Genomic DNA, 26,212 nt, shown 5'->3' on the forward strand with positions numbered 1-26,212 from the left:
CGCGATCGTGCGGCTGTTCCATTTCAGCGACGATCCGGCGATCGCCCGGTTCGAGCCTCGCCCGGCACGCGTGCCGTCGGTTCGCCCCGCCGGGCTGGAGTGGCTCAACGGGCCGCTGGTCTGGGCGATCGATGACGCCCATCAGATGCTGTACCTGTTCCCGCGGGACTGTCCCCGGATCCTTGCCTGGGCGACGCCGGGGAGCACGGCGGCGGACCGGGCGCGCTGGCTGGGACCCGGCGAGCCTTGCGCCGTCGCCTTCGTCGAGGCCGCCTGGATCGGCCGGCTGCGCTCCGCCGCGATCCACCGCTATGAGCTGCCGTCCGAGACCTTCCGTAGCCTTGAGGATGCCGGGATGTGGGTGTCCGAGGCGCCGGTCGTCCCGCTCGGCTGCGTCGCCCTGGCCGGGCTCGACGGCGAGCTGGCGCGGTGCGGCGTCGACCTTTGCGTCGTCGATTCGCTGGTCCCGCTCGCCTCGCTGTGGGAGAGCAGCCTGCATGTCAGCGGGATCCGGCTGCGTAACTCAGCCACCTGGGCGCTGGCGTCCCGGCGAGGTCCGCGCTAGGATCGTTCCATCTTTGTTCCTGGAGGATGCGTGGCGAAACGGGCCGGCAGCGCCGATCTGCCCCTGCACCATGGCCGGGTCCCGGCCTGGCTGGGCCAGCGCATGGCCCGGCTGGGCGCGGTGATTGCCGAGGCGATCATCCATCATTACGGCCGCGACGACTTCCTGCGGCGCCTGGCCCATCCCTTCTGGTTCCAGTCCTTCGGCGCCGTGATGGGGATGGACTGGCATTCCTCCGGCATCACCACCAGCGTGATCGGCGCCTTGAAGCGCGGCCTGCAGCCGATGGCGGGCGAGCTCGGCCTGCATGTCTGCGGCGGGCGCGGCGCGCATTCGCGGCGGACCCCGGCGGAGCTGGTCGCCATCGGCGACCGCGTCGGCTTCGACGGCGCGGCCCTGGCGCAGGCCAGCCGGCTGGTCGCCAAAGTCGACAGCGCCGCGGTGCAGGACGGTTTCGACCTGTACCTCCACGGCTTCATCGTCGCCGATGACGGGCGCTGGGTGGTGGTGCAGCAGGGCATGAACGGCGACAGCCGCCTGGCCCGCCGCTACCACTGGCATTCCGAGGATCTGAAGAGCTTCGTCGAGGCCCCGCACACCGCGATCGAGGGCGCCGGCCAGGGCGTCATCGTCAACCTGACCGACCGGCGGGCGCGGGCCTCGCGCCACGGCCAGATCGACCTGCTGCGCGATCTCGGGCCGGACCGCATCGTCGGCGAGGTCGCGGTGCTGGAGGGCCGGGTTCCGCCGCCGCCGGACCAGCCCCGGCTGCCGCATCTGACTATGCCGGCGCATCACGACGTCCGGCCCAGCGACGTGATCCTACGCCGGCTGCACGGGGCGCTCAGCGCCGCGGCGGACCGGGCGCCGGCCGATTTCGGCGAGCTGCTGCTGGTGCCGGGCGTCGGCGCCCGCACCGTGCGGTCGCTGGCCATGGTGGCGGAGGTGGTGCACGGCGCGCCGTGCCGCTTCGCCGATCCGGGGCGCTTCTCGCTGGCCCATGGCGGCAAGGACCGGCACCCCTATCCGGTGCCGACCCTGGTCTACGACAAGACCATCGCGGTGCTGAAATCCGCCGTCGCCGCCGCGAAGCTCGGCAATGACGAACGGCTCGACGCGATCCGCCGCCTCGACGACCAGGCCCGGCGGGTCGAACGGCACGCCACCGGCCCGACCCTGCCCGAACACATCGCCGAGGAGCGCCGCCGCTCGCACGATTATGGCGGCCGCAGCGTCTTCGGCTGGGAGCCGGCGCCCGGGTCGCTGCCACAAAAATGCCCAGATTGAATCCGGATCGAAGCAACCGGGTCGGGGGTTGATCCCTTCGAGCGTTGGTGGGTTTGGCGCAATGCGCCGCCCGGCAGCCAGAAGGATGAACGAGATGATCACGATACGCCGAATCCTGACCAGTGCCCTGGTCGTCGCGGCGACCACGCTGGCGGTGTCGTCGCCGGCCCTCGCCAAGAAGTGGAACCATCATGGCTGGGGGCCGCCCTGGGCCCACCATGGCGGGTACTACGACCGTGGCTACTACGATCGCGGCTATTACGGCCGTCCGGTGGTGGTGGTGCGGCCGCGCCCGCCGGTCGTCTATTACGAGCGCCCGCCGGTCTACTACGAACGGCCCCCGGTCTATTACGAGCGTCCGCCGGTCTACTATGCGCCGCCGCCGCCGGTCTACGTCGCGCCGGCCCCCGGCATCTCGGTCAACATCCCGCTGCGGTTCGACTGAGGCATGGGCATGCGCCAGCCGTTGATGCGCCTGTCATTCCTGGCGCTGCTTGCCCTGACCGCGGCAACCCCGATGCTGCTGCTCCACCCGTCGGCGGCGATCGCGGATGATGACGACGACGATGACGATGGCGGCCACCGCTGGCATGGCCATCGTCACGGCCATTGGCGCGGCCCGCCGGATTACTACTACGCCCGGCCGCACCGGGACCGGGTGGTCGTCTATGGCGATCCGGATGACGACGACGGCTACTATGTGGAGCGGCGGCGGCCGCGCCCGGTCTATGTCGAGCCGGCGCCACCGGTCTACGTCGCCCCGGCGCCCGGCATCACCATCAACATCCCGCTGCGCTTCGATTGATGCGAGAGACCCCGACCGTCGCCGGTCGGGGTCTCGACGATTCTGCTTGCGCCGGCCAGCCAGAGTCGTATTCTGCGATTGCGAATGAATTGCAGTTGCATGCCGAGGAGAGCGGGAGATGACGAAGACCGGTCGCCTCCTCCTCAGCAGCGCGGCCGCCGGCGGCCCTCGGGCCGTGGAGATCGCGGATCGGGCGGGCTGGACCTAAGCCGCCGCCATCGCGAAAGCCGTCGATCCGTCGACGATCGGGCCGGTCCCTGGCTGGCGTTCCTCCGGCCCGATCCACACTCGAAGCCCCTGGAGCACCCTCCGGGGGCTTCCTTTCTGTTGGCTTCAGCCCCGGGCGCGGCGGGCGAGGATGATGCCGAGCAGGACCAGCGCGCCGAGCACGGCCATGCCGATGCCGGCCTGGCGCATCGCATCGGTGACCACGAACTGGTTCTGCTGCCACCAGGCCTGACCGCCGCGGTTGCCCAGCACCGACGCCGCCTGCAGCGCGGTCCAGACCAGGGCGATGCGGACCGGCCCGGCACCGCGGCCGAGGATCGCCGCCAGCCCGGCGATCAGGGCCAGGGCATAGGCCGGATCGCTGCTGACCGCCCAGGCCAGGGAGACCGGCACCTGGATGTCGAGCCCGACCAGCGCCCACACCACGATGGCCACGGCCAGCGGGCCGGCCAGCAGGGTGGCCAGGCCGGGATGCAGCGCCGCCAGCACCAGCACCACGGCGATGGCGAGATAGCCGAACATCGCCGCCTGGCCGAGCAGGCCGGGCACCGCGACGCCGGCAACCGATGCGGCATGGACCAGCAGCGGCAGCCGGACGGCGTTCAGCCAGATGACCGGGGCCAGCAGCAGCACCAGCCCGATGGTCGCGGCCAGGATCGCCGGCCAGGCGGCCGGGGCGGACGGGCTCGCGTCGACCGCCGGGCTGCGCCAGCTGACGAAGGCGAGGGCCAGCGCCATGGCCGCCCAGAACAGGCAGGGCCCGGACGAGATCCCCGGCTGCCCGGCGGCCGGCGTCAGCAGCTCCAGGATGGCATTGGCCAGGATCGGGCCCAGCAGCGTCGCGGAGGCGGCGGCCAGCACCGCGGTGCGGCCACTGGACCCGCCGCTCAGCCGGACCAGCCGCAGATGGTTGCCGACCACCAGCCCGGCGGCACCGGCCACCGCCGCCGCCCATAGCAGGCCGGGAAGCAGGACGCCGTCGCCGGGCGCCAGCGGCCGGCGCAACAGGACCAGCAGGCCGGCCAGCGCCACCGCCAGCAGCACGCCGCCGGCGATGATCGGCGCGCGTTCGTCGCGGCGCCGGGCCAGGGTGGCCCATAGCAGGTAGGGCAGCAGGGCCAGCAGCGCTTCCGCCGCCACCAGCCCGCCGGCGCCGACCTGCGCCGCCATCGCCGGCAGCAGCAGGGGGAACACCCCGGCATAGAGCAGCGGCAGGGTGCCGGCGCCGAGCGCGAGGCCCAGCATCGGCCGCACCAGCACGGCCGCCGATGATCTGTCGCCGCTTGCCGCCATGCCGATCTCCCGTCCCGAATCGCGAAGCCGGGACCGGTTTACGGCAAGCCCGGCCCGGACTCCATCGCCGCGACGGCGGCTTGCGCCGCCGTCACAGGTCGATGCGGAACCGCAGCGCCTCGTCCTCGCCATAGGCCGCCGCCTTGCGGAAGCGTTCGACCAGCCGGCCGCCATTCGCCAGGATGACCCGCTGCGACGGGATGTTGTCGGGGTTGGTGGTCAGCTCGACATAGGGCAGGCCGTGCGCCCGGGCCTCCGGCAGCAGCAGGGCCAGGGCCCGCGTGGCATGGCCGCGGCCCTGCATCCAGGGCACCACGGAATAGCCGATATGGCCCAGCACATGCGGCGGCAGAGCGGCCCCGCCGGGCTGCCAGCGAAGGTTGATGCTGCCGCAGAATTCGCCATCCCAAAGCCAGCGCTGGAAACCGGGCAGCCGCGGCACGGTGGTGCCGTCGGGCATCGGGATCGGGCCGCCGCAGGCTTCGGGATCGTCCAGCCCGGCGACGAAGGCGACCGGATCCTGGGCGATGCGCTCCAACTGCTCCGTGGCGGCCGCGGCCTTGCGAACGGTGTCCGGCGACCAGCCGCGCCGCAGGGCGTCGGCATAGAAGGGCAGCCGGGCGAGGGACGGGGCAAGCAGTTCGATCGTCATTCCCCCGTCCTAGACGAAAGCCCGCCCGTGGCGCAACGCCACGGGCGGCCTTCGCTCAGGAGAGGGAGATCACTTGTGCAGCGACGTCGCCGCCTCTTCGATCGCCTTGGCGACCACGGCCGGGTTCGCCACGAAGGCGGTGTGGCTGCCGGTGACCGACACGACATGGGCGCCGATGCGCTGGGCCTCCCAACGCTCAAGGTCCGGGTTGATCACGCGGTCGGCGGTCGACACCAGGAACCACGACGGAAGGGTCTTCCAGTTCGCGACGGTCACCTTCTCGCCGAAGGCCGCGAGCGCGATCGGGCCCTGGGTGGCGGCCATCACCGCCGCCTCCTTGACCGACGAATCGGCGGCGAAGGCGCTGTGGAAGCGGGCTGCCGGGATGGTGGCGAAGCCGTCCGGGCCGGGCTGGATGGCATCGGCCTCGACCGCCGCCGGGCCGTGCTTGAACACATCGGCCGCGGATTCGCCGACATCCGGCGCGAGGGCGGCGACATAGACCAGGCCGGCGATGTTCGGCGACTCGGTCTGGGTGATCACCACGCCGCCCCAGGAATGGCCGACCAGCAGGGTCGGGCCGTCCTGCTGCGCCAGCACCCGCTTGGTGGCGGCGACGTCGTCGGCCAGCGAGGTCAGCGGGTTCTGCACCGCGGTGACGTGATAGCCCTTGGCCTGCAGTGCGGCGACCACGCCGTTCCAGCCCGACCCGTCGGCGAAGGCGCCGTGGACCAGGACGATGTTCTTGACGCCGGTGGGCGCGGCCTCGGCGGACACCGGGCCGAGGCCGAGCGCCAGGGCGGCGACGGCGGCGAGTGCGAGCGACTTCAGGGGAAGGCTCATGAAACGACTCCGGAAGGAGAAGGAAGGCGGGCCGGCGTCATCGCCGGCCCGGCCGGGGGATCAGGCGACGGTCAGGCGGACGTCGAGATTGCCGCGGGTGGCGTGCGAATAGGGGCAGACCACATGGGCGCGGGCGACCAGGTCCTCGGCGACCGCACGCTCCACGCCGGGCAGGGCAATGGTCAGCCCGACCTCGAGGCCGAAGCCCTGGCCGTCGTCACGCGGGCCGACGCCGACATCGGCCGTGACGGTGGCGTCCGCCGGGACCTTCACCTTCAGCTGGCCGGCAACGAATTTCAGCGCGCTCAGGAAGCAGGCGGAATAGCCGGCGCCAAACAGCTGCTCCGGATTGGTGGCGTCGCCGCCCTGGCCGCCGAGCTCCTTCGGCGTGGTCAGCGCGACGGACAGCTTGCCGTCTTCGCTGGTGGCGCGGCCGTCACGGCCGCCGGTTGCCGTGGCCTTGGTGCGATAGAGGATGCTCATGATCGGATCTCGCTGATGAGGGGGCGGCGGGTTGCCGCTTGCGAGAAATTAAATAGCGCACAATTGAATTGCTCGATATGTGATTCCGGTATGGCGCGGCCGCAAAATTGAATGGTGCGCAATCCAATTGTGGAGCGTATCCAATCGGATTGTCCCGTTCCCCACCCCGGGAGAGCCCGCGATGCCCGATACCCTGGAACCCCACCAGCGCCTGGCGCAGCAACTGTGCTTCGCCGTCTACTCCACGGCGCATGCCTTCAACCGCGTCTACAAGCCACTGCTCGACCGGATCGGCCTGACCTATCCGCAATACCTCGTCATGCTGGTGCTGTGGGAACGCGATGGCTTGGCGGTGAAGGCGATCGGCGAGCAGCTGTTCCTCGATTCCGGCACGCTGACGCCGCTGCTCAAGCGCCTCGAGGCGGCCGGCCTGGTCGAGCGCCGCCGCAGCCGCGAGGACGAGCGGGTGGTCAACATCCACCTGACCCCCGCGGGACGGTCGCTGCAGGCCGAGGTGGCGGCGGTGGGCGAGGGGATCGGCTGCGCCGCCGAACTGACGCTGGAGACGGCGGGCAGCCTGCGGGCTTCACTGCTGAAGGTGCGCGACAGCCTGCACGCCAGCGCCGGGGCGGCCGAGTAAGACCGCCAGAAAGCCTGGGCGCGTCAGCCCTTGCGGCTGGGGTCGGTCGACGGGTCCAGCAGCCGGTGCAGATGCACGACGAAATAGCGTTTCTGCGCGTCGTCCACCGTCGCCGCCGCCTTGGCCCGCCACGCGGCATAGGCCTCGGCGTAGTTCGGGAAAACGCCGACGATGTCGAGCTTCGACAGGTCGGAGAACTCGATCCCGGTGGGGTCCTTGAGGTCGCCGCCGAGGACGAGGTGCAGCAGCTGCTTGGGCTGGTCGGTCATTTCGCTCACTTCGTGCCGAACATGCGGTCCCCGGCATCGCCGAGGCCCGGAAGGATATAGGCGTTGCCGTCGAGGCAGCGGTCCAGCGCCGCGGTGTAGATGCGCACGCCGGGGTGCTTTGCGTGCAGCGTGCGCACGCCTTCCGGCACCGCCACGAGGGCCATGAAGCGGATCAGCTCGTCCGGCACGCCGTGGCGGTTCAGCACGTCGATCGCGTGCACCGCGGAATTGCCGGTGGCCAGCATCGGGTCGACCGCGATGAAGATGCGGCCCTGCGGCTCCGGCAGCTTCACCAGGTATTCGACCGGCATCTTGGTGTCGTGATCGCGATACAGCCCGATATGGCCCTGGCGGGCGGAGGGGATCAGCTCGATCAGCCCCTCGGTCATGCCGAGGCCGGCGCGCAGGATCGCGACCAGCGCCACCTTCTTGCCCATCAGGACGGGGGCGTCCATCGGCTCCAGCGGCGTCTCGATCCGCTCGCTGGTCATCGGCAGGTCGCGGGTGATCTCGTAGCCCATCAGCAGCGAGATCTCGCGCAGCAGGGTGCGGAATCCGTTGGTCGACCGGCCCTTGTCGCGCATGTGCGACAGCTTGTGCTGGATCAGCGGGTGGTCGAGGATGAAGAGGTTGGGGAATTCGGGCAGCGTCTTCATCGGGCCTCGGCGCGGCGGTTGCGGCCCGACCATACAGGGCCGGGCCGACGGTTCCAAGGGGCGCGCCGGACTCGGCGGTTACGCCTGCTCGAGGGTGAAGCCTTCGTCCAGCCAGCCGGCCAGGCCGCCGATCATCACCTTCACCGGCCGGCCCAGCTCGGCCAGCTTGATGGCGGCGCGGTCGGCGCCATTGCAGTGCGGCCCGGCGCAATAGACCACGAACAGCGTGTCCGCAGGCCATTCCGCCATCCGCTCCGCCGTGATCTCGCGATGCGGCAGGTTGATCGCGCCGGCGATGCGGCCGGCGGCATAGGCGTTCGGGCCACGGGCCTCGGCCAGGACGAAGTCGGGGGCGCCGGACGCCAGGGCGGCATGGACGTCGGAGCAGTCGGTCTCGAAGCCCAGTCGGGCGCGGAAATGCGCCAGGGCGACATCGGACGGGGCGGCGGGGATCGCGGCGACGACGCTGGGGGCGGATCTCGGGGCAGGGCTGGTCATGGCGGGTCTCCAATTGCGACGCCGCCACTCTGCCCAGCCGGAGGGTCCGCTGCCATTGGCGTGAACGACAGGGACCGGGCAGATCTTGCCAATCCGCCGGCTCAGGGCCGGAAGAAGCGGTGGCCGCCGATGGTGGTGCGGTAGGCCTCCGCCGTCGCCCAGGCCGGCGCCCGCACCCGTGCCGGGGCGTAGAAATGGGTGGCGCCGGCGGTCGGGTCGGTGAAGATGCCGGCCATCACATGCAGCGCCACCGACCAGGCGATGCGGAACCGGGGCATGTCGCGGATGGTCAGGTCGCCGGTGGTCCAGGGGAACTGGCCGTGGTCGCCGATCACGGTGCAGATGGTCTTGGGATAGTCCGGGTCGCGCAGCCGGTTCAGCACCACCTGCGCCACCGCCAGCTGGCCCAGCCGCTGCTCGCCCTGGGCTTCGAAATACACGGCATAGGCCAGGCAGCTGGCCTGGTGCAGCACCGTCGGCCGCGCCCGGGCATCGGCCAGCCGCAGCCGCGCCACGATCAGGCGGCGGATCTGGGCGGGGGTGACGGCGCTCTTCTGGGCCGGCTGCGGCACGGCCGCCGTGGCGTCGGCGTCCGGCCGGCTGGGGATCAGGCTGCCGGGGTCGGGGTCCGCCGGCATGATCCAGCCTTCGCCCGGCAGGGTCTGCGCCCGCAGCCCGGGACCGGGCGCCAGGCAGGCCAGCGCCGCCAGCAGCGCCAGGGAACGGGACCCATGGCGTTTCAGAGGGCGGCGCGTCACGGGGCGGGCGGGAACAGCGGCAGCTCGGCCGCTCCGTCCGGGCCGCTCAGCGTCACCGAGCCCGCGGCGATCCGCTCGACCTGCCAGCCGGCGAGATTGTCGCCCTCGTGCAGCGTCACGGTCTCGCCGGTGTCGTCGCGGCGCAGCAAGGCGGCGCTGCGGTCCCCGGCTAGCATGATGCCCTGCAGCGTCATCGACGGCGGCGGCGGCGCCGGCGTGGCCACCGGGGCTTCGACGGTCGGCTCCGGCTCCGGCAACGGCTGCGGCGGCCGGCGCGAGGTGCTGAACAGCGGCCGCTCCACCGTCTCGGTCAGGCTGGCCAGGTCAGGTGCCGCCACCAGGGCCGGCGCGGGTGGCGCGGCCCCGCCTTCCGGCGGCAGCGCGGCCTGGGCGTTGCCGGCGCGGACCACGGCGGGCACCGCGGACGGATCCTCCGGCGTCAGCAGGTAGGATCCGGCGATGACCAGCGGGCCGAGCGCCACCAGCAGCCGGGTCAGGGGGTGCCACGCCATCTCAACTGCCCTCCGCCGATCGGCGCATCACGCCATAGAGGTCGACCGACACGGTCAGGTCCGGGTCCTCGGAATCCCCCGCCGCGGTGTCGGCGCGGATGGTGAACGCCGGGATGAACAGCGGCGGCGCGCCCGCCTCGAAAGCATACAGGATGTCGCGCAGCGCGCCGATCCGGGCACTGAAGGTGGCCCGCAGCCCGATCCTGGTATAGCCGGGATCCTCGATCGCCGGCAGCACCAGCGTGCTGTCGACCCGGCCGGCATGGGCCGCGACGATGCCGCCGACCAGCTGCTGCAGCGAGGCCGCGGCGATCGCCGGACTGGCGCCCTGCAGCGCCGGGGTGGCCCCGCCCGCGGCGGCGACCAGCGCGGCCCGCCGCTCCTCCAGCCGGTCGCGCGTCATCGACAGCCGGGCCAGCAGCGCCAGCTCCTGCCGCAGCCCGGCGGCGGTGTCGTCGGCGTCGCGGATGGCGACCGTCCCGGCGGCGAAGCCGACGCCGATGCCCGCCACCAGCAGCAGCAGCAGGCCGACGGCCAGGGCGCGGGCGGCGGCGGGGCTGAGGTCGAAGCTCATCGGCGGCCTCCCGGACCAGGGGCCGCCGACTCGGGCACCAGCGTCGCACTCACGGCGAAGCGGTCCTGGTTGCGCTCGGGGTCGCGCACGCTCGGCGCGGCGAAGGCGACGGCGTCCAGCTGCGGCAGCGCCGCCAGCAGCGGGATCAGGCCGGCCGCGTCGTCGGAAAAGCCGCCCAGCCGCAGCGTGCCCTGTTCCAGCGACAGGTCGGTCAGGAAGGCGGTGTCCGGCACGGTGCGGCTGATCGATTCGAGCAGGGCCGAGACATAGGGCGTGGTGCGGCGCTGGGCGCCGAGATAGGAATCCGCCTCCTCCAGCCCGCGGATCTCCGCCTGCATGGCGCTGATCGGCGCGGTTGCCGCTCGCGCGGTGGCGACCTGGTCGCGCAGCGCCGACACCGCCGACCAATGCGCCACCACGGTCCAGCCCAGCCACAGCCCGGCTATCGCGGCGGGGGCGGCGAGGCCCAGGCCGCACAGCCAGCCCAGGCGGCGCAGGGCCCGGCGGCGTTCGGCATCGATGTCCCGGCGCAGATCCGGTCCCGGCGGTGCGGCTTCATCCTCGGTGGCGAGGTCGACCACGTCGGGGGTCCAGCCGGTCCCCGCCAGCGCGTGTAGTGCGGCGTCGATCCGGTCGCGCGGCACCGCCGAGATCTCGACCGCGAAGGTCGCGCCGTCGCCGACCGGGCCCAGGCGGCGGGCGCCGAAGGCGACGCCGTCGGCGGGCCAGGGGGTCAGCCGGTCGATCTCGAAGCGCAGCACCCGGCCCAGCGCCGCCTCCGCCGCCCGCGGCAGCACGATCTGCCGGCGCAGCCCGTCCCCGGCCGGAAAGCGCAGGATGACGGCGGCGCCGCGCGGCTTCGGCATGGCCCGGTCGAAGGGCGCCTCGCGCAGCATCCGGGCGCCGCGGGCCTCGATCAGCCGCGGGCCGTCGTCCCGCCACAGCAGGATCGCCCGGCGCCGGGGGGCCGGGCGGCGCAGCCAGCGGTCCGGCACCACGGCGGCGAGCTCGCGCCCCCACCAGCGCAGGAATTTGGCCAATCGACTGGTCATGCCGGCGATCATGCCGGGTCCTCCCCCTTGCGCGGGCGGTCGAATCCGGCCTCGCGCCAATCCAGGATACGATAGAAGGCCTGCGAGTCGGCAGCGATCCACACCACCGCCTCGACCCGGCCGCGCCCGCCGCGGCTGGTGACGGCGTCGACGGTGACGGCATAGATCGGCCCGGCGGCGGTGCGCAGCAGGTTGGCGTCATCGGCCGGCAGCATCGCGGCCAGCCGCTCCGGCGTCGGCGGCGGCTTCTCCCGTCGCGCCCGCACCACGGCCTCGGCCTGGGCCTTGGTCACCCTCGGCAGCGCCTGCAACACCAACGGGTCGGCGGCGAAGGGGTTGATGCCGGCGGCGGGCGACAGCACGGTGACATGCGGCATCAGCGCGTCGGCGATGGCGCGGGTGACGCCCGGCACCCGCCGCAGCTCCTCGCGCGACTGGAACGGACGGCCGGCCGCCGGGTCGTCCGGATCGGTCCGGGCCGGCGGTATCGCCTTGGTCGGCGGTGCGGCCTGGGGGCCGTTCGGGCCGGCGGGCGGGGGCCTGGCGGCGGTGGGATCGGCGCCGGCGGGGGCGGCGTCGCCGCCGCGCTGGTGCAGGATGGCGGCGGCCAGGCGCGGCGCCCCTTCCGGCGAGCCCATCACGGCGGTGATCAGCCGCTGCAGCGTGTCGGCATCGGCGCGGTTCAGGTCGACGCGGCCGGCCTCGTCGCGGATCCGGACGGTGACGCGGCCGCCGTCGATCTCGGCGGGATAGGCGGTGCCGTCGGCATGCCAGCCGCGCTCGTCATCGGCGGTGCCCAGGCCCAGCACGGCCAGCTCCACCCCGCCGCGCAGCAGGGCGCGCAGCCGGGTCTGCTCGGCGCCGTTGGCGGCGACCCGGGCCTCGGTCCGGCTGCTGACGCTGAAGCCGAGCGTCAGCATCGCCAGCATCACCAGCGTCCACAGCACCACGACCAGCGCGATGCCGCGTTCGCCGTGACGGGCGCCATCGGCGCGGGGGTCAGCCGGGTTTGCTGGCATCGTGCGACACCGACAGGCTGCAGAAATCGCCGTCGCCCGCGACGGGCGTGGCGGCGGCGGTAGTGTTGGCAGCGGGGTTGGCCGGGCCATTCTGCGCCGGTGGATTGGGCTGCGCCGGCGGCGTGGCGGCGTCCTTCCCCGTCGTATCCGGCTGCTCGGGCGGCTGGGCGCCGGCGGCCGGGGCGGTGCGGGCGCAGGCGGCCTCGAGGTCGACCGGCAGCGGCACCACGATGTCCGGCCACGGCGCCTGCCCGGCCGCGTCGCGGCTGCGCAGCCGGATCAGCAGCGGCGGCGCCTGCCGGTCCGGCCAGGGCGACACCCAGCGCGGCTTGGCCTCGCCGGGCACGGTGCCGAAATAGTCGAAGGCGAAGCGGGTCGGGCCGTGGGCCAGGATCAGGTCGTCCGTGGTCTTGGCCGCGCTGAAATCGTCCAGCCGCGGGTCGAAGCCGGCGCGGGCGTAGCGCAGGGTCGACACCCCCGCCGCCACGTCGACATGGAAGATGGCGATGGCCAGGCCGGGCGCGCCGGGGAAGCCGGGATCGACCACGGCCAGGCCGACGCGATCGGCCTCGCCGCGGAAGGCGACGGCCGGCTTGGGGCCGCCCTGCAGGGTCAGGCGCCCCGCCGCGGCCGCCTCGCGCCGCAGCGTGGCCTGCACCAGGGCGATGGTCTCGCTGGCGTCGGTCGCCCGGGCGCCGCGGTCCCAGCCGGCGGTGACGAAGCGCAGGCCGCCGGTCAGCAGCACCATCACCAGGGCCAGCACGACCATGGCGATGATCGTCTCGATCAACGTGAAGCCGCGCTGGTTCCGGCGGGCGATCATTGCACCGCCACCAGGGTCACGGTGGTCATCTCGAAGCGGGTGCCGGCCGCGCTTTCGACCGCGATGCGCACCTGGGCCAGCACCGCATCGCGGCCGCCGAGCTTGACCTTCTCCCGCGGCGCATCGGCCCAGCGGTCGGCGTCGATCCGCCAGCGATAGCCGTCGGCCTCGCCGGCCAGGCGGTCGCCCAGCTTCAGCGGCGTGCTTGAGGCGCCCAGCTGCGCCGACAGCCCTTCGGCGACGAAAGCGGCGCGCTGCAGCCCGTCGGCGCGGGCCAGCCCGGTCAGCCCGGTCGAGAAGATGCGGAAGATGACGGTCAGGACGAGGCCGAGGATGACCAGCGAGACCACCACCTCGATCAGGGTGAAGCCGCGCTGGGGCGCCGTCCGGTCGCGCAGTCCTCGCCTATGCGCCATCGCCGGCCTCGCCGATGCGGACCCGGCCGGTCAGCCAGTTGACCTCGACCTGGTAGGTTCGCCGCTGGTCGCCCAGGAAGATGGTGCCGCCGGTCGACCGGCCATCGGGCAGGAAGCGGATGCCGGGCCGGCCGTCGGGGTCGGCGGCGATGTCGGCGGCGGTGACGCGGACGGCGATGCCGTCGGCGATGCGGTTGCGCAGCGGCGCGTCGACCGGGCCGAAGGTCCGCCCGGTCGGGTCGATCACCACGCCGCGCGGGTCGGCGTGCAGGATGGCGTCGCTGCGGGCCTGGCGCAGCTCCGACGCCAGCGTCGCCACGGTGCGCTTCAGCGACGCCTGGGCGGCGCCGCGCGACAGCATCGGCGGTACCAGCGCCGCCATGGCGCCGAGGATGACCAGAACCACCAGCAGCTCCAGCAGGGTGAAGCCGCGGCTGTCCCGGTCACGGGCCCTCTCACCAGCTGGTGATGTCGGCGTCATCGCCGCTGCCGCCTTCCCGCTTGTCGGCGCCGAAGGAGTAGAGGTCGAACGCCCCGTGCTGCCCCGGCGCGCGATAGCCATAGGCCACGCCCCAGGGATCCTGCGGCAGATCGGTGGTGCGCAGATAGGGGCCGTTCCAGCCGCGCAGCCCGCCCGGAGAGACGAGCAGGGCTTTCAGCCCCTGGCTGGTGGTCGGATAGCCGCCGACATCGATGGCGTAGAGGTCGAGCGCGGATTTGAAGTTCTCGATCTGCAGCCGCGCCGAATCGGACCGGGCGCCACCGAGATAGGCCAGGACGCGGGGGCCCACCAGCCCGGCCAGGAGGCCGAGGATGACGAGCACGACCAGCAGCTCGATCAGGGTGAAGCCGGCCTGCCGGTCCGGTTCGGCGGCAGCGGGAAGGGCGGGCGTGTCGTGCGGGGTGTTCTGCATGCGGGATCTCAGAAGGCGAGGTCGTTGATGCTGATGACGGCCAGCAGGATCGACATGACGATGCCGCCCACGGCCAGGCCGAGGATGATGATCAGGGCCGGCTCCACCAGCGTGACCAGGCGCTTGATGGCAGCTTCGAGCTTGCGTTCATAGGCGTCGGCGATGTGCGCAGCGGTCATGTCGATCCTGCCGGTCTCTTCGCCGACCCGCAGCATCTGCACCGCGAGCGGCGGGAACACACCGATCTCGGCCAGCGGCTCGGCCAGTCCGCGGCCCTGTCGCACGCCGCTCATGACGGTCTCCATCGCAGTGGCCACCGCGGTGTTCGAAATCACGTCGCGCGACAGGGCGATGGCCGTCGGCAGGTCGACACCGTTGCCGACCAGGGTCGACAGGGTGCGGCAGAACCGGGCCGTCACCAGCAGCCGCAGCAGCGGGCCGAACAGCGGCAGGCGCAGCGCCACCTTGTCCCAGGCCAAGCGTGGCCCGGGGATCGCCAGCAGCCGCCGCACCGCGATCACCGCCGCCACGATGCCCAGGCCGACCACCCAGCCGTAGTTCTGGGCGAAGCGGCCCACGGCGATGACGATGGCGGTCGGCGTCGGCAGCGCGGCGCCGGCATCCTTGAAGATGGTCTCGAACTGCGGCACCACGAAGGCCAGCAGCAGGAACACCGACGACAGCGACACGACCACCAGGATCGCCGGGTACAGCATCGCCGAGACCACCATCTCGCGGGTCTTCTCGCCGCGCTCGCGCAGTTCGGCCAGCCGCTCCAGCACCACGTCCAGCGTGCCGGAGCTTTCGCCGGCGCGGACCATGTTGACGTACAGCTTGGGGAAGGTGGCGCCCTGCTCCTCCAGCGACGTGCTCAGGCTGGCCCCGGCCCGCACCCGCGCCAGGATCCGGGCGGAGAGGGCGGAGATCACGCCGGCGCCTTCGGACAGGGTGACCAGCGCCTGCTCCAGCGGCTGGCCGGCGGCAAGCAGGATCGCCAACTCGCGGGTCAGGGTGGTGATGTCGCCGGGTTTTGGCGCGCGGCCGCTGCGACGGCCGGTGGCAGGCCCCTTGCCGGCGCGCACCGGCGCCACGTCCAGCGGCAGGATGCCGGTGGCCTGCAGCCGGGTGGCCAGGCTGGCCTCGTCCGCGGCCTCGGCGCGGCCTTCGACCAGGGCGCCGGTGGCGTCGATCGCCTTGTATGCGAAGACCGGCACCGCCCTACCACTCCTCGGTGACGCGGTGGACCTCGTCCAGCGTGGTCAGCCCGGCCAGGCATTTGTGCAGCCCGTCCTCGAACATGGTGACCATGCCGCCGGCGCGCGCCGCCTGGGCCAAAGCGGTGGTCGAGACCTTGTCGCGCAGCAGCTCGCGCACCGCATCGTCCGGCGCGAAATACTCGAAGATGCCGATCCGGCTGGTGTAGCCCAGCCCGTCGCAGGCGCTGCAGCCGACCGATTCGTACAGCTGCGGCGTGGCCGTCGCCAGCGGCCGCACCGCCTGGGCCCGCTCGACCAGCTCGTCCGGGGTCGTCACCGGCCGGCGGCATTCGGTGCACAGCTTGCGCACCAGACGCTGGCCGATCACCCCGCCGATGGTCGAGGTCAGCAGGTAGTTGTCGACGCCCATGTCGAGCAGGCGGTTGACCGCGCCGGCGGCGTTGTTGGTGTGCAGGGTCGACAGCACCAGATGGCCGGTCAGGGCGGCATGCACCGCGATGTTGGCGGTCTCGCCGTCGCGGATTTCGCCGACCATGATCACGTCGGGATCGTGGCGCATGCAGGATCGCAGCACCCGGGCGAAATCCAGGCCGATCTGGGGCCGGACATGGATCTGGTTGACGCCCTTGATCTGGTACTCGATCGGGTCCTCGACGGTCAGGATCTTGCGGCTCGGCTGATTGAGGATCCGCAGCGCGCCGTACAGCGTCGTGGTTTTGCCGCTGCCGGTCGGGCCGGTCACCAGCAGGATGCCGTGCGGCTTGGCCAGCTGGCGCAGCAGCGCCGCCTCGACCTCCGGCGCGAAGCCGATCGCGGTCAGCGCGATGTCCATGCCGGCGGTGTCGAGCAGGCGGATGACGACGTTCTCGCCATGCAGGGTCGGGATGGTGGCGACGCGCATGTCCATGCTGCGGCCGCCGACGCCGAAGCGGGCCCGCCCGTCCTGCGGCAACCGGCGCTCGGCGATATCCAGCCGCGACAGGATCTTGATCCGGCTGACCAGGGCCGGGGCCAGCCGCACCGGCGGGCCCTTCATCTCGCGCAGGATGCCGTGGATGCGGTACCGGACCTTGACCTCGTCGCGGTAGCATTCGACGTGGATGTCGGAGGCGTGGAGCCGGATCGCGTCGCTGAAGATCTGGTTGACCAGGCGGATCACCGGCGCCTCCTGCGCCAGGTCGCGCAGGTGCTCGACATCCGGGTCGCGCGCTGACTCCTCGGGATCGCTGCCGATGTCGTCGACGATGCGCTCGACAGCGGTGCGACCGCTCTCGAAATAGCGGGCGAAGGCGTCGTCCAGGTCCTCGGTCGCCGCGACGCAGGGGCGGACCGGCCGGCGGGTCGCCAGCTCGACCGCTTGGCGGGCGTAGAGGTCGCCGGGATCGGCCATGGCCAGGACGACGCCGTCCTCGGCCTCGGCCAGCGGCAGCACCCGGGTCTCGCGCAGGAAGCGGGCCGACAGCTTGCCGTCGAACAGCAGTGCGGCCGGGAACGCGTCCGGCCCGACCAGCGGGACGTCATGCTGCAGCGACAGGGCCAGCGCCTGGTCGCGGCCCGACACCAGGCCCAGCTTCGACAGCAGGGCAGGGACGGCGTCGCCGGAACTTTCCTGCAGGCGCGACACCCGCGTCCGATCCTCGGGGCCGAGCTTGCCGAGTTCGACGAGAATGTCCAACAGGGGTTTCACGACGCCCTTTCCGGTCCGTATGGCGGCAGGCTTGGCCGCGACCCTGCATCATCGGCGCGTCGGCGACCGCGCGCAATCTCGGCCGCCCGACTGTAACGGTCAACCGAAATGTTTGTGTCTTATCATGGGGTTACTTTGCCGATTTCAATAAAACTTAACATTAATGCAACAAGGCTGTCTTGATTCCGGGCCCACCGCTCTTGGCTCTTGTGGAGCCAGGGCCGGACGGGCTATGGCTCGACGTCGCCGCGGGGATAGCATCAGTGATTTGTCGGGCGTTTTCCTTCAGGATCCTTGGGATTCCCTTGCTGCTCGCGCTGGTGTCTTGCGCGCAGCCGCAGGGCCAGGACCGGCAGCCCTCGATGTTCGACGACCTGTCCAACCGCTCCCTGGCGGCGCCGGGGGACAATCGGTCGCGTTCGAACGTGGTGGCCTCGGCGGGACGCACCGCGCCGGTGCGCCAGGCCCAGGTCTTCCCCGGCATCGACACAGCCCCCGGCGGCCAGCCGGACATCGGCGCGCCGATCCAGGCGCAGCCCGGCGGCTACCAGATCAACTTCAACAACGCCGACCTGGCGCAGGTGGTCCAGGGCGTGCTGGGTGACCTGCTGCACCAGCCCTACACGCTGGACCCGCGGGTCACCGGCACGGTGACGCTGTCGACCCAGGGGCCGATCAGCCCCAACGACCTCTTGGCCATGCTCGAGACCGTGCTGCGCGCCAGCGGCGCCGCGCTGGTGCAGGACGGCCGCGCCGGCTACCGCATCCTGCCGCTCGGCGAGGCGGTCGCCGGCCGCACCGTGCTGCAGCTCGGCACCGATCCGAAGCCGCTGCCGGCCGGCTACGGCATCACCATCATCCCGCTGCGCAACGTCTCGGCCGAAACCATCGGCCCGCTGATCGCGCCGGCGACCAACCCGGAGCTGGTGCGCGTCGACCCGACCCGCAACCTGGTGTTGATCTCCGGCACCAGCGCCGACCGTGCGGCGCTGGGCGCCACCGTCGAATCCTTCGACGTCGACTGGCTGCGCGGCATGTCGTCGGGGATCTTCCCGCTGCACCAGGCGACGCCCGAGGCGGTGATCCGCGAGCTGAGCTCGGTGTTCGGCGGCGCGCCGGACCGCGGCCCGCTGAAGGGCCTGATCAACTTCATGCCGGTCGAGCGGCTCAACGCCGTGCTGGTGGTGACGTCGCGGGTCGACAAGCTCAACGAGGCCGGCCGCTGGATCAAGCGGCTGGACCAGGGCGATTCCGACGAAGAGCGGGTCTATGTCTACATGGTGCAGAACGGCACCGCGGCGAACATGGCGCGGGTGCTGGGCCAGGCCTTCGGCAAGGTCGACCAGAACGGCAGCTCGCCCTTCGACGACGAACAGGGCTCGACCACGGCCCCCGGGCTCGGCCTGACCGACAGCACCAGCGGCGGCGCCGGCCAGCAATCCTCGCCCGGCGGCAGCACCGCCAGCCAGCCGGGCAGCACAGCCCAGGCCGGGGCCGGGCAGCCAGGCGGGTCGCAGTCGCAATTCGCCCCGATCGACTTCAACGCCCAGTCGAAGGAAGGCGACGCCTCGATCCTCGGCCTGGCGGGCACCTCCGCCGGCAAGGCGGCGGTGTTCAAGCTGGACAAGCTGGGCGAGGTCCGGGTGGTGCCGGACAAGGACAAGAACGCGCTGCTGATCCGGGCCCGGCCAGCGGCGTTCCGCATGATCGAGACGGCGCTGCGCGCCATCGACGCCAGCCCGCTGCAGGTGGTGATCGAGGCGACGATCGCCGAGGTGACGCTGAACGACAAGCTGCAATACGGCGTCCAGTACTACCTCGAATCCGGCAACTTCTCCGGCGGTTTCACCACCGGCACGCCCGCGGCCGGATCGGTGAACGCGCCCCAGCCGACCGCCGGGGGTGGCCTCAACCTGGTCGTCGCCGGCGCCAATTCGCGGGTGATCATCAACGCGCTGTCGTCGATCACCGATGTGCGGGTGATCTCGGCCCCGACCCTGTCGGTGCTGAACAACCAGACCGCCCGGCTGCAGGTCGGCGACCAGGTGCCGGTGCGGACGCAGCAGAGCCAGTCGACCGACACCGGCAACTCGCCGGTCATCAGCAACATCGAATACAAGGACACCGGCGTGATCCTGAAGGTCACGCCGCGGATCAACTCCAACGGCGACGTCAGCATGGATGTGCAGCAGGAGGTCTCGAACATCGTTCCCGACGCCTCCTCCTCGGCCGACGACGCGCTGGCGCCGACGATCTCGACCCGCCGCATCGGCTCGATCGTCTCGGTCGCCAACGGCCAGACCGTGGCGCTGGGCGGGCTGATCCAGGAGAACCAGACCAACGGGCGCAGCGGCGTGCCGGTGCTGCAGGACATCCCGCTGCTGGGCAACCTGTTCTCCTCCACCAACGACAGCCGGGTCCGGACCGAGCTGATGGTGTTCATCACCCCGCGGGTGATCCGCAACGCCGCCGACGCTGCGGCCATCACCCAGGAGCTGCGGTCGCGGATGGAGGCGCTGCGGCCCCGCACCGGCTCCCCCACCCGGCCGCCCAAGCCGCTCTGACCCGCCGGGCGCCGTGACCCCGGTCGCGATCGCGCTGCTCGCCGCCTCGCCGATCATCGGCAGCTTCCTTGCTGCGGCGGCGCAGCGTCTGCCGGACGACGCCCGGGGCCTGCTGCTCGGCCGCTCGCGCTGCGACCATTGCCGGCAGCCGCTGACGGCACGGGATTTGATTCCCATCGCCAGCTGGCTGGCGCTCCGCGGCCGCTGCCGCCATTGCGGCGCGGCGATCGACCGGATGCATCCCGTGATCGAGCTGGCGGCGGTCGGCGTCGCCGTCCTGGCGTTGGTGGCCGGCAGCCCCGCGGCGATGCCAGCGACCTGCCTGCTGGGCTGGTGGCTGCTGCTGCTCGGGGCCATCGACCGGCGCACCGGCCTCCTTCCCGACATGCTGACCCTGCCGCTGATCGCCGCCGGGCTGCTGGAGGGGCTGGTGACGATGGATGGCGCGCCGCCCATCGACCGGATCGCCGGCGCCGCGGTCGGCTATGCGGTGTTCGCCGGCCTCGCCTTCGCCTATCGCCGCCTGCGCGGCCGCGACGGGCTGGGGCTGGGTGACGCCAAGCTGCTGGCGGCGGGCGGCGCCTGGCTCGGCTGGCAGGCCCTGCCCGGCGTGATCCTGATCGGCGCCGGCGGCGCGCTGGCGGCGGCGCTGATCCTTCAGCGCGGGGGGCTGACCCGGCACACCGCCATCGCCTTCGGGCCCTGGCTGGCCCTCGGCATCTGGGCGATGCGCCTGCTCGGCCCCTGAGGCTGCGGTCCGGCTACGGCCGGATCTCGACCTCGTCCTCCAGCCGCGCCATCTCGAAATCCGAGATCAGCACCTCGATCCGGGCGGTCCAGCGGCCCGGCACCGGGATGGTCAGCCCGTCGACGCGCCAGCTGCCGTCCCCGGCCTTGGCCGCCGGCCGGCGGATGGGCTCGATCCCGGCGGCGGGGTTGGACAGCACCAGCGTCACCTCCTGCGCGTCCAGCGCGCCGAAATCCCCGGTCATCACCACGATCGACGCCGTCACCGGGCCGGCGCGGCCGGGGCTGATGGTCAGGTCAGCCATGGCGGGGGCGGTGTGGATGTGGATCGATGCCGGCCGGGCCGCGGCCTCGGCCAAAGCGCGCGGCGGCGGGGTGAAGCGCCAGGTGGCGGCGACGGCGAAGATCGCCAGCACCAGCAGCGTCTCGACCGCGATCGACCGGGCCAGGTGCCGCGCCGCCGGTCCGTCGCCGGCCTCGGCCCGGCTGGTCAGCCGCCAGCGGTTCAGCGCGGCCAAGCCGAACAGCAGCAGCACCAGCGCCAGCTTGACCAGCAGGACCCGGCCATAGGCGGTGGTCCACAGCGCCGAGAAATGGTCCAGCTGGACCACGGCCAGGGTCAGGCCCGCGGCCACCAGCGGCGTGACGATGAAGGGGATCAGGGCGGCGAAGCGGCGCAGCGCCGCCACCGCCCCGGGGCCGCCGGCGCGCAGATGCAGGCCCAGCGGCAGCAGCGCCCCGGCCCAGGCCGTGATGCAGACCGCGTGCACGAACACGGCCGGCCGGGTCAGCGTCTGCGGCGCGGCGGCGCTGGCATGGCCGCTGGCCGCCAGCGCCAGGCCGGTCGCGGCCAGGGCCAGCAGCGCCGGCACGGCCGCCATCGGTCCGCGCCGCAGCGCCAGGGCCAGCAGGCCGAGCGCCAGCGCCAAGGCCGCGACCAGTGCGGTGGTGCCGTAGCTGGTGCCCCAGCCGGTGGCCCAGGCGATGCGCTGGCCCAGGCCGGACAGCGGCACGTCCAGCGCATCCAGCCCCTGCAGCCCGACCGACAGCGGCGCGGCCGCCAGCCCCAGCAGCATCAGGACGACGGCGGTCCGCGTGGTAGCACGGGGCAGTGGCGCCACCGCGGCGCGGAACACCGCCGCGCCGACGCCGAGGAACAGCGCGGCGTAAAGCGCGACCTTGGCCAGCCAGATCGCCGCGCGGACCGGCCTGTCGACCGCTTCCGCCGTCCCCGGCACCGGCCCGGCACTGGGCGCGCCGACCGAGAACACGACGGACCCGCCGACCGGATGGCCGTCCTCGGAGATCACGCGCCAGCTCAGCACATGGGTGCCGGGGCCGATGCCGGGCGGCGCCTCGATCACCAGCGTGGCGTCCTCGAGCCGGTAGTGGTCCAGCACCGTGGCGGTGCCGTCGGGCCCGATCAGCCGCAGCACCAGCGGCGACACCGGCTCGTTGAAGGTCAGCGAGAAGCCGGCCGGCGCCGCCGCGACCACCGCATTGTCCGCCGGCTCGGCCTGGATCCGCGAGGCATGGGCCAGGGCGGCATGGGGGGCGATCAGCCCGGCCAGGATGGCGATCAGGAGAACGAACCGGAGCGCAGCGAATCTTCTCTTGTCCCCTCTCCCCTTGCGGGAGGGGGCCAGGGGGAGGGGGTTCGAGCCGAAAGAACGACCTCTGAATGCGAAGGAGTGGGCGGATTCGTCAGGTCTCACGACCAGGTTCCGGCGCCTTACGATCGGCAACCCCCTCCCCCTGGCCCCCTCCCGCGAGGGGAGGGGGGACTCCTTTTGCGAAGCGCCGAGGAGGCAGGTCGAGGACGTTCTCACGGCTTCGGCAGCAGCCGGATGCCGGGGGCCGGGGTCTCGTAGTCGTCGGGGTCCTTGCCCTCGGCCGGGATCTCGATCCAGCGGTCGGTCCCCTTTTCGCATTCCTGCACCACCGGGAAGTACAGCTTGGTGTCCGGCTTCAGGTCGGCGGTCAGATAGCCGCGGAACACGAACTCGTCATAGAACTCGTCCGGCAGGTTGCCGCCGCTCCACACCACCTCCTTCACACCCTCGCTGGTCGGGGTGCCGTAGTAGTCGTAGGAGGCGGCGTATTTGCCCTTCACCGTGGCCAGGGTCCAGCCGGGCTTCGGCATCGGCTTGACCGCGATCACCCCCTCCGGGATCTGGACGCGGATCTTGACGGTGGCCGACCCGTCGCAGCCATGCGGCACGCGCAGCACCGCCTTGTAGGCGCCGCCCACGGCCGCCTGCTGCGTCTCCAGCGTGATGTGGGCGAAGGCCGGGGCGGCGGTCAGGGCGGCGACTGCCAAAGCGGGCAGGAAGGACTTCAGCATGGTCCGTACTCCAGGATGGGACCGGCCGCGGCCGGTCGGATGGCGTTCAAAAAGGGGAAAAGGGGCTCAGGCGCCGGCGATCAGCCGGCGCAGCGCCGCGACCCGTTCGGGGCCGGGGGTGCCGTAGGCGATGGTGTCGGCGAAGCGGCCCTGGCGATCCATCAGGTAGATCATCGCCGAATGGTCCATGGTGTAGTCGCCGTCGCTGGTCGGGACCTTCCGCCAGTAGACGCGGTATGCCTTGGCCACGGCGGTGATCTCGGCCTCGCTGCCGGTCAGCCCGGTGATGCGGGGGTCGAAGGACTGCAGGTACTGCTGCAGCATCTCCGGCCGGTCGCGCTCCGGGTCGACGGTGACGAACAGAACCTTCACCTGGTCGGCCTCGGGGCCCAGCGCCGCCAGCGCCTGCGACATCTCCCACAGCGTGGTGGGGCAGATCTCGGGGCAGCGGGTGAAGCCGAAGAAGATGGCGAAGGGCCGGCCCTTCAGGTCGGCGTCGCTGACGATGGCGCCGTTCTGGTCGGTCAGCCGGAAGGCGCCGCCCGGCAGCGCCCCGGACACCACGGTCCGGGTGGCCGACGGGTCCTTCGAATAGACCAGCAGGAAGCCGGCGGCCCCCACCAGGATGGCGGCGATTGCGAGCAGCAGCGGGACCAGGATGCGGAGGCGCATCTCAATTCCCCATCCCGGGCATGGTCGCGGCGCCGTGGTCCGGCGCGGTGGCGCCGATCGCCTCGACCGTGAAGCGGACATCGAGGGTGCCGGCCTTCTCGAAGGTCAGCGTGCCGGCGAAGTCCTCGCCGGCCTTCAGCGGCCGCTTTAGCTCCAGGAACATCAGGTGGTAGCCGCCGGGGGCCAGCGCGGCCCGGCCGTTGGCCGGCACCGGCAGGCCGTCCGGCATCAGCCGCATGGTCATGACGCCGTCGGTCATGGCCATCTGGTGGATCTCGACACGGCCGGCGATCTCGGCGGTGGCCGAGACCAGCCGGTCGGGCTCGGACCCGGCGTTCTCGATCGCGGCATAGCCGCCGGCGACCTTGGCCCCGGCCGGAGTGGCCCGGCTCCAGGGATGGGTGACCTCGATGGCGCCGGCCTTGAACTCCTGGGCCAGCGCCGGCCCGGCGGCCAGCAGCGCCAGCGCCAGGGCGGCTTTCGCAAACAGGGACATGATGGGGTGCTCCAGGCAGGACCGCCCCCCGATTCACCCCATTTTTAGGGTGGATGGCGGGGGCGCGGTCGTGAACCGTTGCGGACCCGAAGGTCCGGGCGGGGTCAGGCCTGGAAGGGCGGGGCTCGGGGGTTGGCCGGCGACCGCGGCACGGCGACGACGGCCGGCGCGGTGCGGAGGGGCGTGGCCTCGGGTTCGCCGGCCAGCTGCGGCACCAGCAGCACCGCGACGAAGACCGGGGCCATGTGGCCGCCGAACATGCTGCAGCCGATGGTGCAGCAATCGGGCAGGTGGCCGTGGCCGGCGGGCTGGTCCGGGCGGTCGGGGGTGGACGGGCCGCCATCGGCGCGGCACAGGCCGGACAGGGGGTCGAAGGCGACGGGGGCGGCGCTGGCGCCAATGGCGAAGCCGCCGATCAGGGCCTGGAAGAACAGCAGATAGGCCGCGCACAGCGCGACCCATGATGTCCGTCCTTGCCTGCGCCTCATCCGCACGTCGCTGCGTTCCCCCTTCAGCCCGGCCGGGATATCACGGCCGCGGCCGGGCGCAAACCCGGCCGCTGTGCGACAGATCAGCTCTTGTAGCTGCGCGCCAGCGCGTCGGCGTTGCGGGCGAGCAGGCCGAGGTCGGAGCCGACCGCGACGAAGCGGTAACCCCATTCGATGTAGCGCCGGGCCTCGGCCTCGATCGGGGTCAGGATGCCGGCCGGCTTGCCGATCGCGGTCAGCCGCCGCACCGCGTCCTGGATCGCGGCCTGCACCTCCGGATGGGCCGGGTTGCCGATATGGCCCATCGAGGCCGACAGGTCGGACGGGCCGATGAACACGCCGTCGACGCCGTCGACCCCGGCGATGTCCTCGATCCGCGCCAGCGCCTCGCCGGTCTCGACCTGCAGCAGCACGCAGATCTCGGCATCCGCCTTCTTCAGGTAGTCGGCGACCCGGCCGTAATGGCTGCCGCGGCCGCTGGTGGTGATGCCGCGGATGCCGGCTGGCGGGTAGCGGCAGGCGGCCACGGCGCGGCGCGCCTCCTCGGCATTCTGCACGAAGGGGATCAGCAGCGCCTGGGCGCCGATGTCGAGGATGCGCTTGATCAGCACCGGGTCGTTCCAGGCCGGCCGCACGATGCCCGTCGCGGTGCCGCGCGCCGCCGCCTGCAGCTGCGCCAGCAGGTCCGGCAGCTCGTTCGGCGAATGCTCGGTGTCGAACAGGATCCAGTCGAAGCCGCTGTCGCCGATGATCTCGGCGACGATGTTGCTGCACAGGCTGCTCCACAGCCCGATCTGGGTGTGCCCGGCGGCCAGCGCCGCCTTGAACCGGTTCCGGTCGAGTTCCATCGGTGTTTCGTTCCTCTGTCAGCGTGTCCGCCGCACCCGGCAGCCACGGATGGTGGCCGGGCTGCCCTCGAACTCCACCCGGCCCTGCGCCGCCAGCTGGCGCAGCCGCCAGAAGCAGAAGGCGTCGGTGGCGAAGAAGCCGGCGATCGTGCCCATCGGCTGGCCGATCACGCGGGCAGCGGGCATCCAATCGGTCCCGACCGCGGCCAGGATCTCGGCGTCATGCGCGTCGATCGGATGGGTGGTGATGATGCCGCCCCGGTGGTGCCGCAGCCCGCCGCCATCGGCGCGCAGTCGTTCCCACTCGGCGGCCAACCGGGCCCGGCGATCGGGATCGACCGGCCGGGCCGTGGCCGCGGCGCGCGGGACATCCTCGGGCTCCAGCATGCCCACGGCCGTCATGTCGCGGCGCAAGGCTCCGGGCAGCAGGTCCGGGCCGACCGCCACCTCCTCGAGCGGCGCGGTGGCGTCGCGCAGCGCCCAGATCGCCCGGCGCAGCTTCAACTGCTCGGCGGCGCCGCTGCCATGCCACAGGACGAACGTTTCCGCCGCGTCCGGCAGCGCCCGCAGCACCGCCGCCTCCTCCGCCAACTGGTCGACCAGCCGGCCGCCGGTCTCGATCGCCGCGCGATCCTCATCCGGGAACACCGCATGCCAGAAGGCGGCGCGGGCGTCGGGCCGGTCGCTGTCGACATCGCCGAGCGGCCCGACCGCCAGGTCGTCGCGCAGGACCAGCACCGCCGCTTCGGGCAGGTTCAGCCCGGCGCGGATCACTTCGGCGGCGCTGTCGCCGCAGCAGACATGCAGGACGGGAACGGGCATCGCGATTCTCCGGACCGGACCGGGACTATAGCAACCCGCC

Annotated in this window: 32 protein-coding genes; 7 read left to right on the forward strand and 25 right to left on the reverse strand. The window is 72.4% G+C overall.

Annotated elements, in window-relative coordinates; all coding sequences use genetic code 11:
- Positions 1-7: 7 nt before the first annotated feature.
- The 4 genes from AB4112_RS10715 (at position 8) to AB4112_RS10730 (ending at position 2,657) form a co-directional block, all read left to right on the forward strand.
- Positions 8-565 (forward strand): DUF6886 family protein, encoded by a 558-nt coding sequence (locus AB4112_RS10715; RefSeq protein WP_309798223.1) that lies wholly within the window; start codon positions 8-10, stop codon positions 563-565.
- Between the two features lie 30 nt (positions 566-595).
- A complete protein-coding gene (locus AB4112_RS10720) occupies positions 596-1,852 on the forward strand; it encodes a DUF763 domain-containing protein (RefSeq protein ID WP_441719345.1) in 1,257 nt (418 codons plus the stop codon).
- 94 nt (positions 1,853-1,946) lie between these two features.
- Entirely contained in the window at positions 1,947-2,297 is a 351-nt protein-coding gene (locus AB4112_RS10725) for a hypothetical protein (protein ID WP_441719348.1), read from the forward strand.
- Between the two features lie 9 nt (positions 2,298-2,306).
- Complete coding sequence (locus AB4112_RS10730; protein ID WP_441719351.1) at positions 2,307-2,657, forward strand: hypothetical protein; 351 nt, start codon at positions 2,307-2,309, stop codon at positions 2,655-2,657.
- 333 nt (positions 2,658-2,990) lie between these two features.
- Here AB4112_RS10730 and AB4112_RS10735 read toward each other — a convergent pair whose 3' ends face one another.
- The 4 genes from AB4112_RS10735 to AB4112_RS10750 all read right to left on the reverse strand — a co-directional run bounded on the left by AB4112_RS10735 (position 2,991) and on the right by AB4112_RS10750 (position 6,156).
- Positions 2,991-4,178, reverse strand: a complete 1,188-nt coding sequence (locus AB4112_RS10735) for a hypothetical protein (protein WP_441719354.1) — start codon at positions 4,176-4,178, stop codon at positions 2,991-2,993.
- Positions 4,179-4,269: 91 nt separating this feature from the next.
- Positions 4,270-4,830, reverse strand: coding sequence for a GNAT family N-acetyltransferase (locus AB4112_RS10740; RefSeq protein WP_309798218.1), 561 nt, complete (start codon positions 4,828-4,830; stop codon positions 4,270-4,272).
- Positions 4,831-4,899: 69 nt separating this feature from the next.
- Positions 4,900-5,673 carry an alpha/beta fold hydrolase gene (locus AB4112_RS10745; RefSeq protein ID WP_309798217.1) on the reverse strand — a complete coding sequence of 258 codons (774 nt, stop codon included), beginning with the start codon at positions 5,671-5,673 and terminating at the stop codon, positions 4,900-4,902.
- A 60-nt stretch (positions 5,674-5,733) separates the two neighbouring features.
- The gene (locus AB4112_RS10750; RefSeq protein WP_309798216.1) at positions 5,734-6,156 is read right to left on the reverse strand and encodes an organic hydroperoxide resistance protein; all 423 of its coding nucleotides are present in this window, start codon (positions 6,154-6,156) and stop codon (positions 5,734-5,736) included.
- A 181-nt stretch (positions 6,157-6,337) separates the two neighbouring features.
- Between AB4112_RS10750 and AB4112_RS10755 the strand changes: the two genes are divergently transcribed.
- Positions 6,338-6,796: a MarR family winged helix-turn-helix transcriptional regulator gene (locus AB4112_RS10755; protein WP_441719359.1), complete on the forward strand. Its 459-nt coding sequence runs from the start codon at positions 6,338-6,340 to the stop codon at positions 6,794-6,796.
- 23 nt (positions 6,797-6,819) lie between these two features.
- Here AB4112_RS10755 and AB4112_RS10760 read toward each other — a convergent pair whose 3' ends face one another.
- The 14 genes from AB4112_RS10760 to AB4112_RS10825 form a co-directional block, all read right to left on the reverse strand.
- On the reverse strand, positions 6,820-7,065 hold the full coding sequence (locus AB4112_RS10760) for a DUF4170 domain-containing protein (RefSeq protein ID WP_309798214.1): 246 nt from the start codon (positions 7,063-7,065) through the stop codon (positions 6,820-6,822).
- A 5-nt stretch (positions 7,066-7,070) separates the two neighbouring features.
- The gene (upp, locus tag AB4112_RS10765) at positions 7,071-7,721 is read right to left on the reverse strand and encodes a uracil phosphoribosyltransferase (protein WP_309798213.1); all 651 of its coding nucleotides are present in this window, start codon (positions 7,719-7,721) and stop codon (positions 7,071-7,073) included.
- Between the two features lie 78 nt (positions 7,722-7,799).
- The gene (locus AB4112_RS10770; RefSeq protein WP_309798212.1) at positions 7,800-8,219 is read right to left on the reverse strand and encodes a rhodanese-like domain-containing protein; all 420 of its coding nucleotides are present in this window, start codon (positions 8,217-8,219) and stop codon (positions 7,800-7,802) included.
- Positions 8,220-8,320: 101 nt separating this feature from the next.
- Positions 8,321-8,977, reverse strand: coding sequence for a cell wall hydrolase (locus AB4112_RS10775; protein ID WP_441719364.1), 657 nt, complete (start codon positions 8,975-8,977; stop codon positions 8,321-8,323).
- Complete coding sequence (locus AB4112_RS10780; RefSeq protein WP_309798208.1) at positions 8,974-9,489, reverse strand: hypothetical protein; 516 nt, start codon at positions 9,487-9,489, stop codon at positions 8,974-8,976. The genes AB4112_RS10775 and AB4112_RS10780 overlap by 4 nt, the downstream gene beginning before the upstream one ends.
- A gap of 1 nt (position 9,490) precedes the next feature.
- Complete coding sequence (gspM, locus tag AB4112_RS10785) at positions 9,491-10,063, reverse strand: type II secretion system protein GspM (RefSeq protein ID WP_441719367.1); 573 nt, start codon at positions 10,061-10,063, stop codon at positions 9,491-9,493.
- The gene (locus AB4112_RS10790) at positions 10,060-11,115 is read right to left on the reverse strand and encodes a PilN domain-containing protein (RefSeq protein ID WP_441719369.1); all 1,056 of its coding nucleotides are present in this window, start codon (positions 11,113-11,115) and stop codon (positions 10,060-10,062) included. The genes gspM and AB4112_RS10790 overlap by 4 nt, the downstream gene beginning before the upstream one ends.
- Before the next feature lie 8 nt (positions 11,116-11,123).
- Positions 11,124-12,134, reverse strand: a complete 1,011-nt coding sequence (locus AB4112_RS10795) for a general secretion pathway protein GspK (protein WP_441719372.1) — start codon at positions 12,132-12,134, stop codon at positions 11,124-11,126.
- Positions 12,115-12,957, reverse strand: coding sequence for a prepilin-type N-terminal cleavage/methylation domain-containing protein (locus AB4112_RS10800; protein WP_309798201.1), 843 nt, complete (start codon positions 12,955-12,957; stop codon positions 12,115-12,117). Before AB4112_RS10800 ends, AB4112_RS10795 begins: the two co-directional genes overlap by 20 nt.
- A complete protein-coding gene (locus AB4112_RS10805; RefSeq protein WP_309798200.1) occupies positions 12,954-13,373 on the reverse strand; it encodes a type IV pilus modification PilV family protein in 420 nt (139 codons plus the stop codon). Before AB4112_RS10805 ends, AB4112_RS10800 begins: the two co-directional genes overlap by 4 nt.
- Positions 13,363-13,854, reverse strand: coding sequence for a GspH/FimT family pseudopilin (locus tag AB4112_RS10810; protein ID WP_309798199.1), 492 nt, complete (start codon positions 13,852-13,854; stop codon positions 13,363-13,365). The genes AB4112_RS10805 and AB4112_RS10810 overlap by 11 nt, the downstream gene beginning before the upstream one ends.
- Positions 13,829-14,287: a type II secretion system major pseudopilin GspG gene (gene gspG, locus AB4112_RS10815; RefSeq protein ID WP_309798198.1), complete on the reverse strand. Its 459-nt coding sequence runs from the start codon at positions 14,285-14,287 to the stop codon at positions 13,829-13,831. Before gspG ends, AB4112_RS10810 begins: the two co-directional genes overlap by 26 nt.
- An 8-nt stretch (positions 14,288-14,295) precedes the next feature.
- Complete coding sequence (locus AB4112_RS10820) at positions 14,296-15,501, reverse strand: type II secretion system F family protein (RefSeq protein ID WP_309798195.1); 1,206 nt, start codon at positions 15,499-15,501, stop codon at positions 14,296-14,298.
- Positions 15,502-15,505: 4 nt separating this feature from the next.
- Complete coding sequence (locus tag AB4112_RS10825; RefSeq protein ID WP_441719378.1) at positions 15,506-17,191, reverse strand: GspE/PulE family protein; 1,686 nt, start codon at positions 17,189-17,191, stop codon at positions 15,506-15,508.
- A 362-nt stretch (positions 17,192-17,553) separates the two neighbouring features.
- Between AB4112_RS10825 and gspD the strand changes: the two genes are divergently transcribed.
- Entirely contained in the window at positions 17,554-19,755 is a 2,202-nt protein-coding gene (gene gspD / locus AB4112_RS10830) for a type II secretion system secretin GspD (RefSeq protein ID WP_309798191.1), read from the forward strand.
- 13 nt (positions 19,756-19,768) lie between these two features.
- A complete protein-coding gene (locus tag AB4112_RS10835; protein ID WP_309798189.1) occupies positions 19,769-20,503 on the forward strand; it encodes a prepilin peptidase in 735 nt (244 codons plus the stop codon).
- A gap of 13 nt (positions 20,504-20,516) precedes the next feature.
- Here AB4112_RS10835 and AB4112_RS10840 read toward each other — a convergent pair whose 3' ends face one another.
- From AB4112_RS10840 to AB4112_RS10870, 7 genes are all read right to left on the reverse strand, one after another.
- Positions 20,517-22,217, reverse strand: a complete 1,701-nt coding sequence (locus AB4112_RS10840) for a copper resistance CopC/CopD family protein (RefSeq protein WP_441719382.1) — start codon at positions 22,215-22,217, stop codon at positions 20,517-20,519.
- Positions 22,218-22,327: 110 nt separating this feature from the next.
- Positions 22,328-22,846, reverse strand: a complete 519-nt coding sequence (locus AB4112_RS10845; protein WP_441719385.1) for a YcnI family copper-binding membrane protein — start codon at positions 22,844-22,846, stop codon at positions 22,328-22,330.
- A 66-nt stretch (positions 22,847-22,912) separates the two neighbouring features.
- Entirely contained in the window at positions 22,913-23,518 is a 606-nt protein-coding gene (locus AB4112_RS10850) for an SCO family protein (protein WP_441719388.1), read from the reverse strand.
- 1 nt (position 23,519) lies between these two features.
- The gene (locus AB4112_RS10855) at positions 23,520-24,014 is read right to left on the reverse strand and encodes a copper chaperone PCu(A)C (RefSeq protein ID WP_441719391.1); all 495 of its coding nucleotides are present in this window, start codon (positions 24,012-24,014) and stop codon (positions 23,520-23,522) included.
- Between the two features lie 104 nt (positions 24,015-24,118).
- The gene (locus AB4112_RS10860) at positions 24,119-24,502 is read right to left on the reverse strand and encodes a DUF2946 family protein (RefSeq protein ID WP_309798177.1); all 384 of its coding nucleotides are present in this window, start codon (positions 24,500-24,502) and stop codon (positions 24,119-24,121) included.
- A gap of 83 nt (positions 24,503-24,585) precedes the next feature.
- Positions 24,586-25,350: an aldolase/citrate lyase family protein gene (locus AB4112_RS10865; protein WP_441719394.1), complete on the reverse strand. Its 765-nt coding sequence runs from the start codon at positions 25,348-25,350 to the stop codon at positions 24,586-24,588.
- An 18-nt stretch (positions 25,351-25,368) separates the two neighbouring features.
- A complete protein-coding gene (locus AB4112_RS10870; protein WP_309798174.1) occupies positions 25,369-26,172 on the reverse strand; it encodes a DUF1835 domain-containing protein in 804 nt (267 codons plus the stop codon).
- Between the last annotated feature and the right edge of the window lie 40 nt (positions 26,173-26,212).

The sequence above is a fragment of the Inquilinus sp. 2KB_23 genome (assembly GCF_052115705.1).
Lineage (GTDB): Bacteria > Pseudomonadota > Alphaproteobacteria > DSM-16000 > Inquilinaceae > Inquilinus > Inquilinus ginsengisoli_A.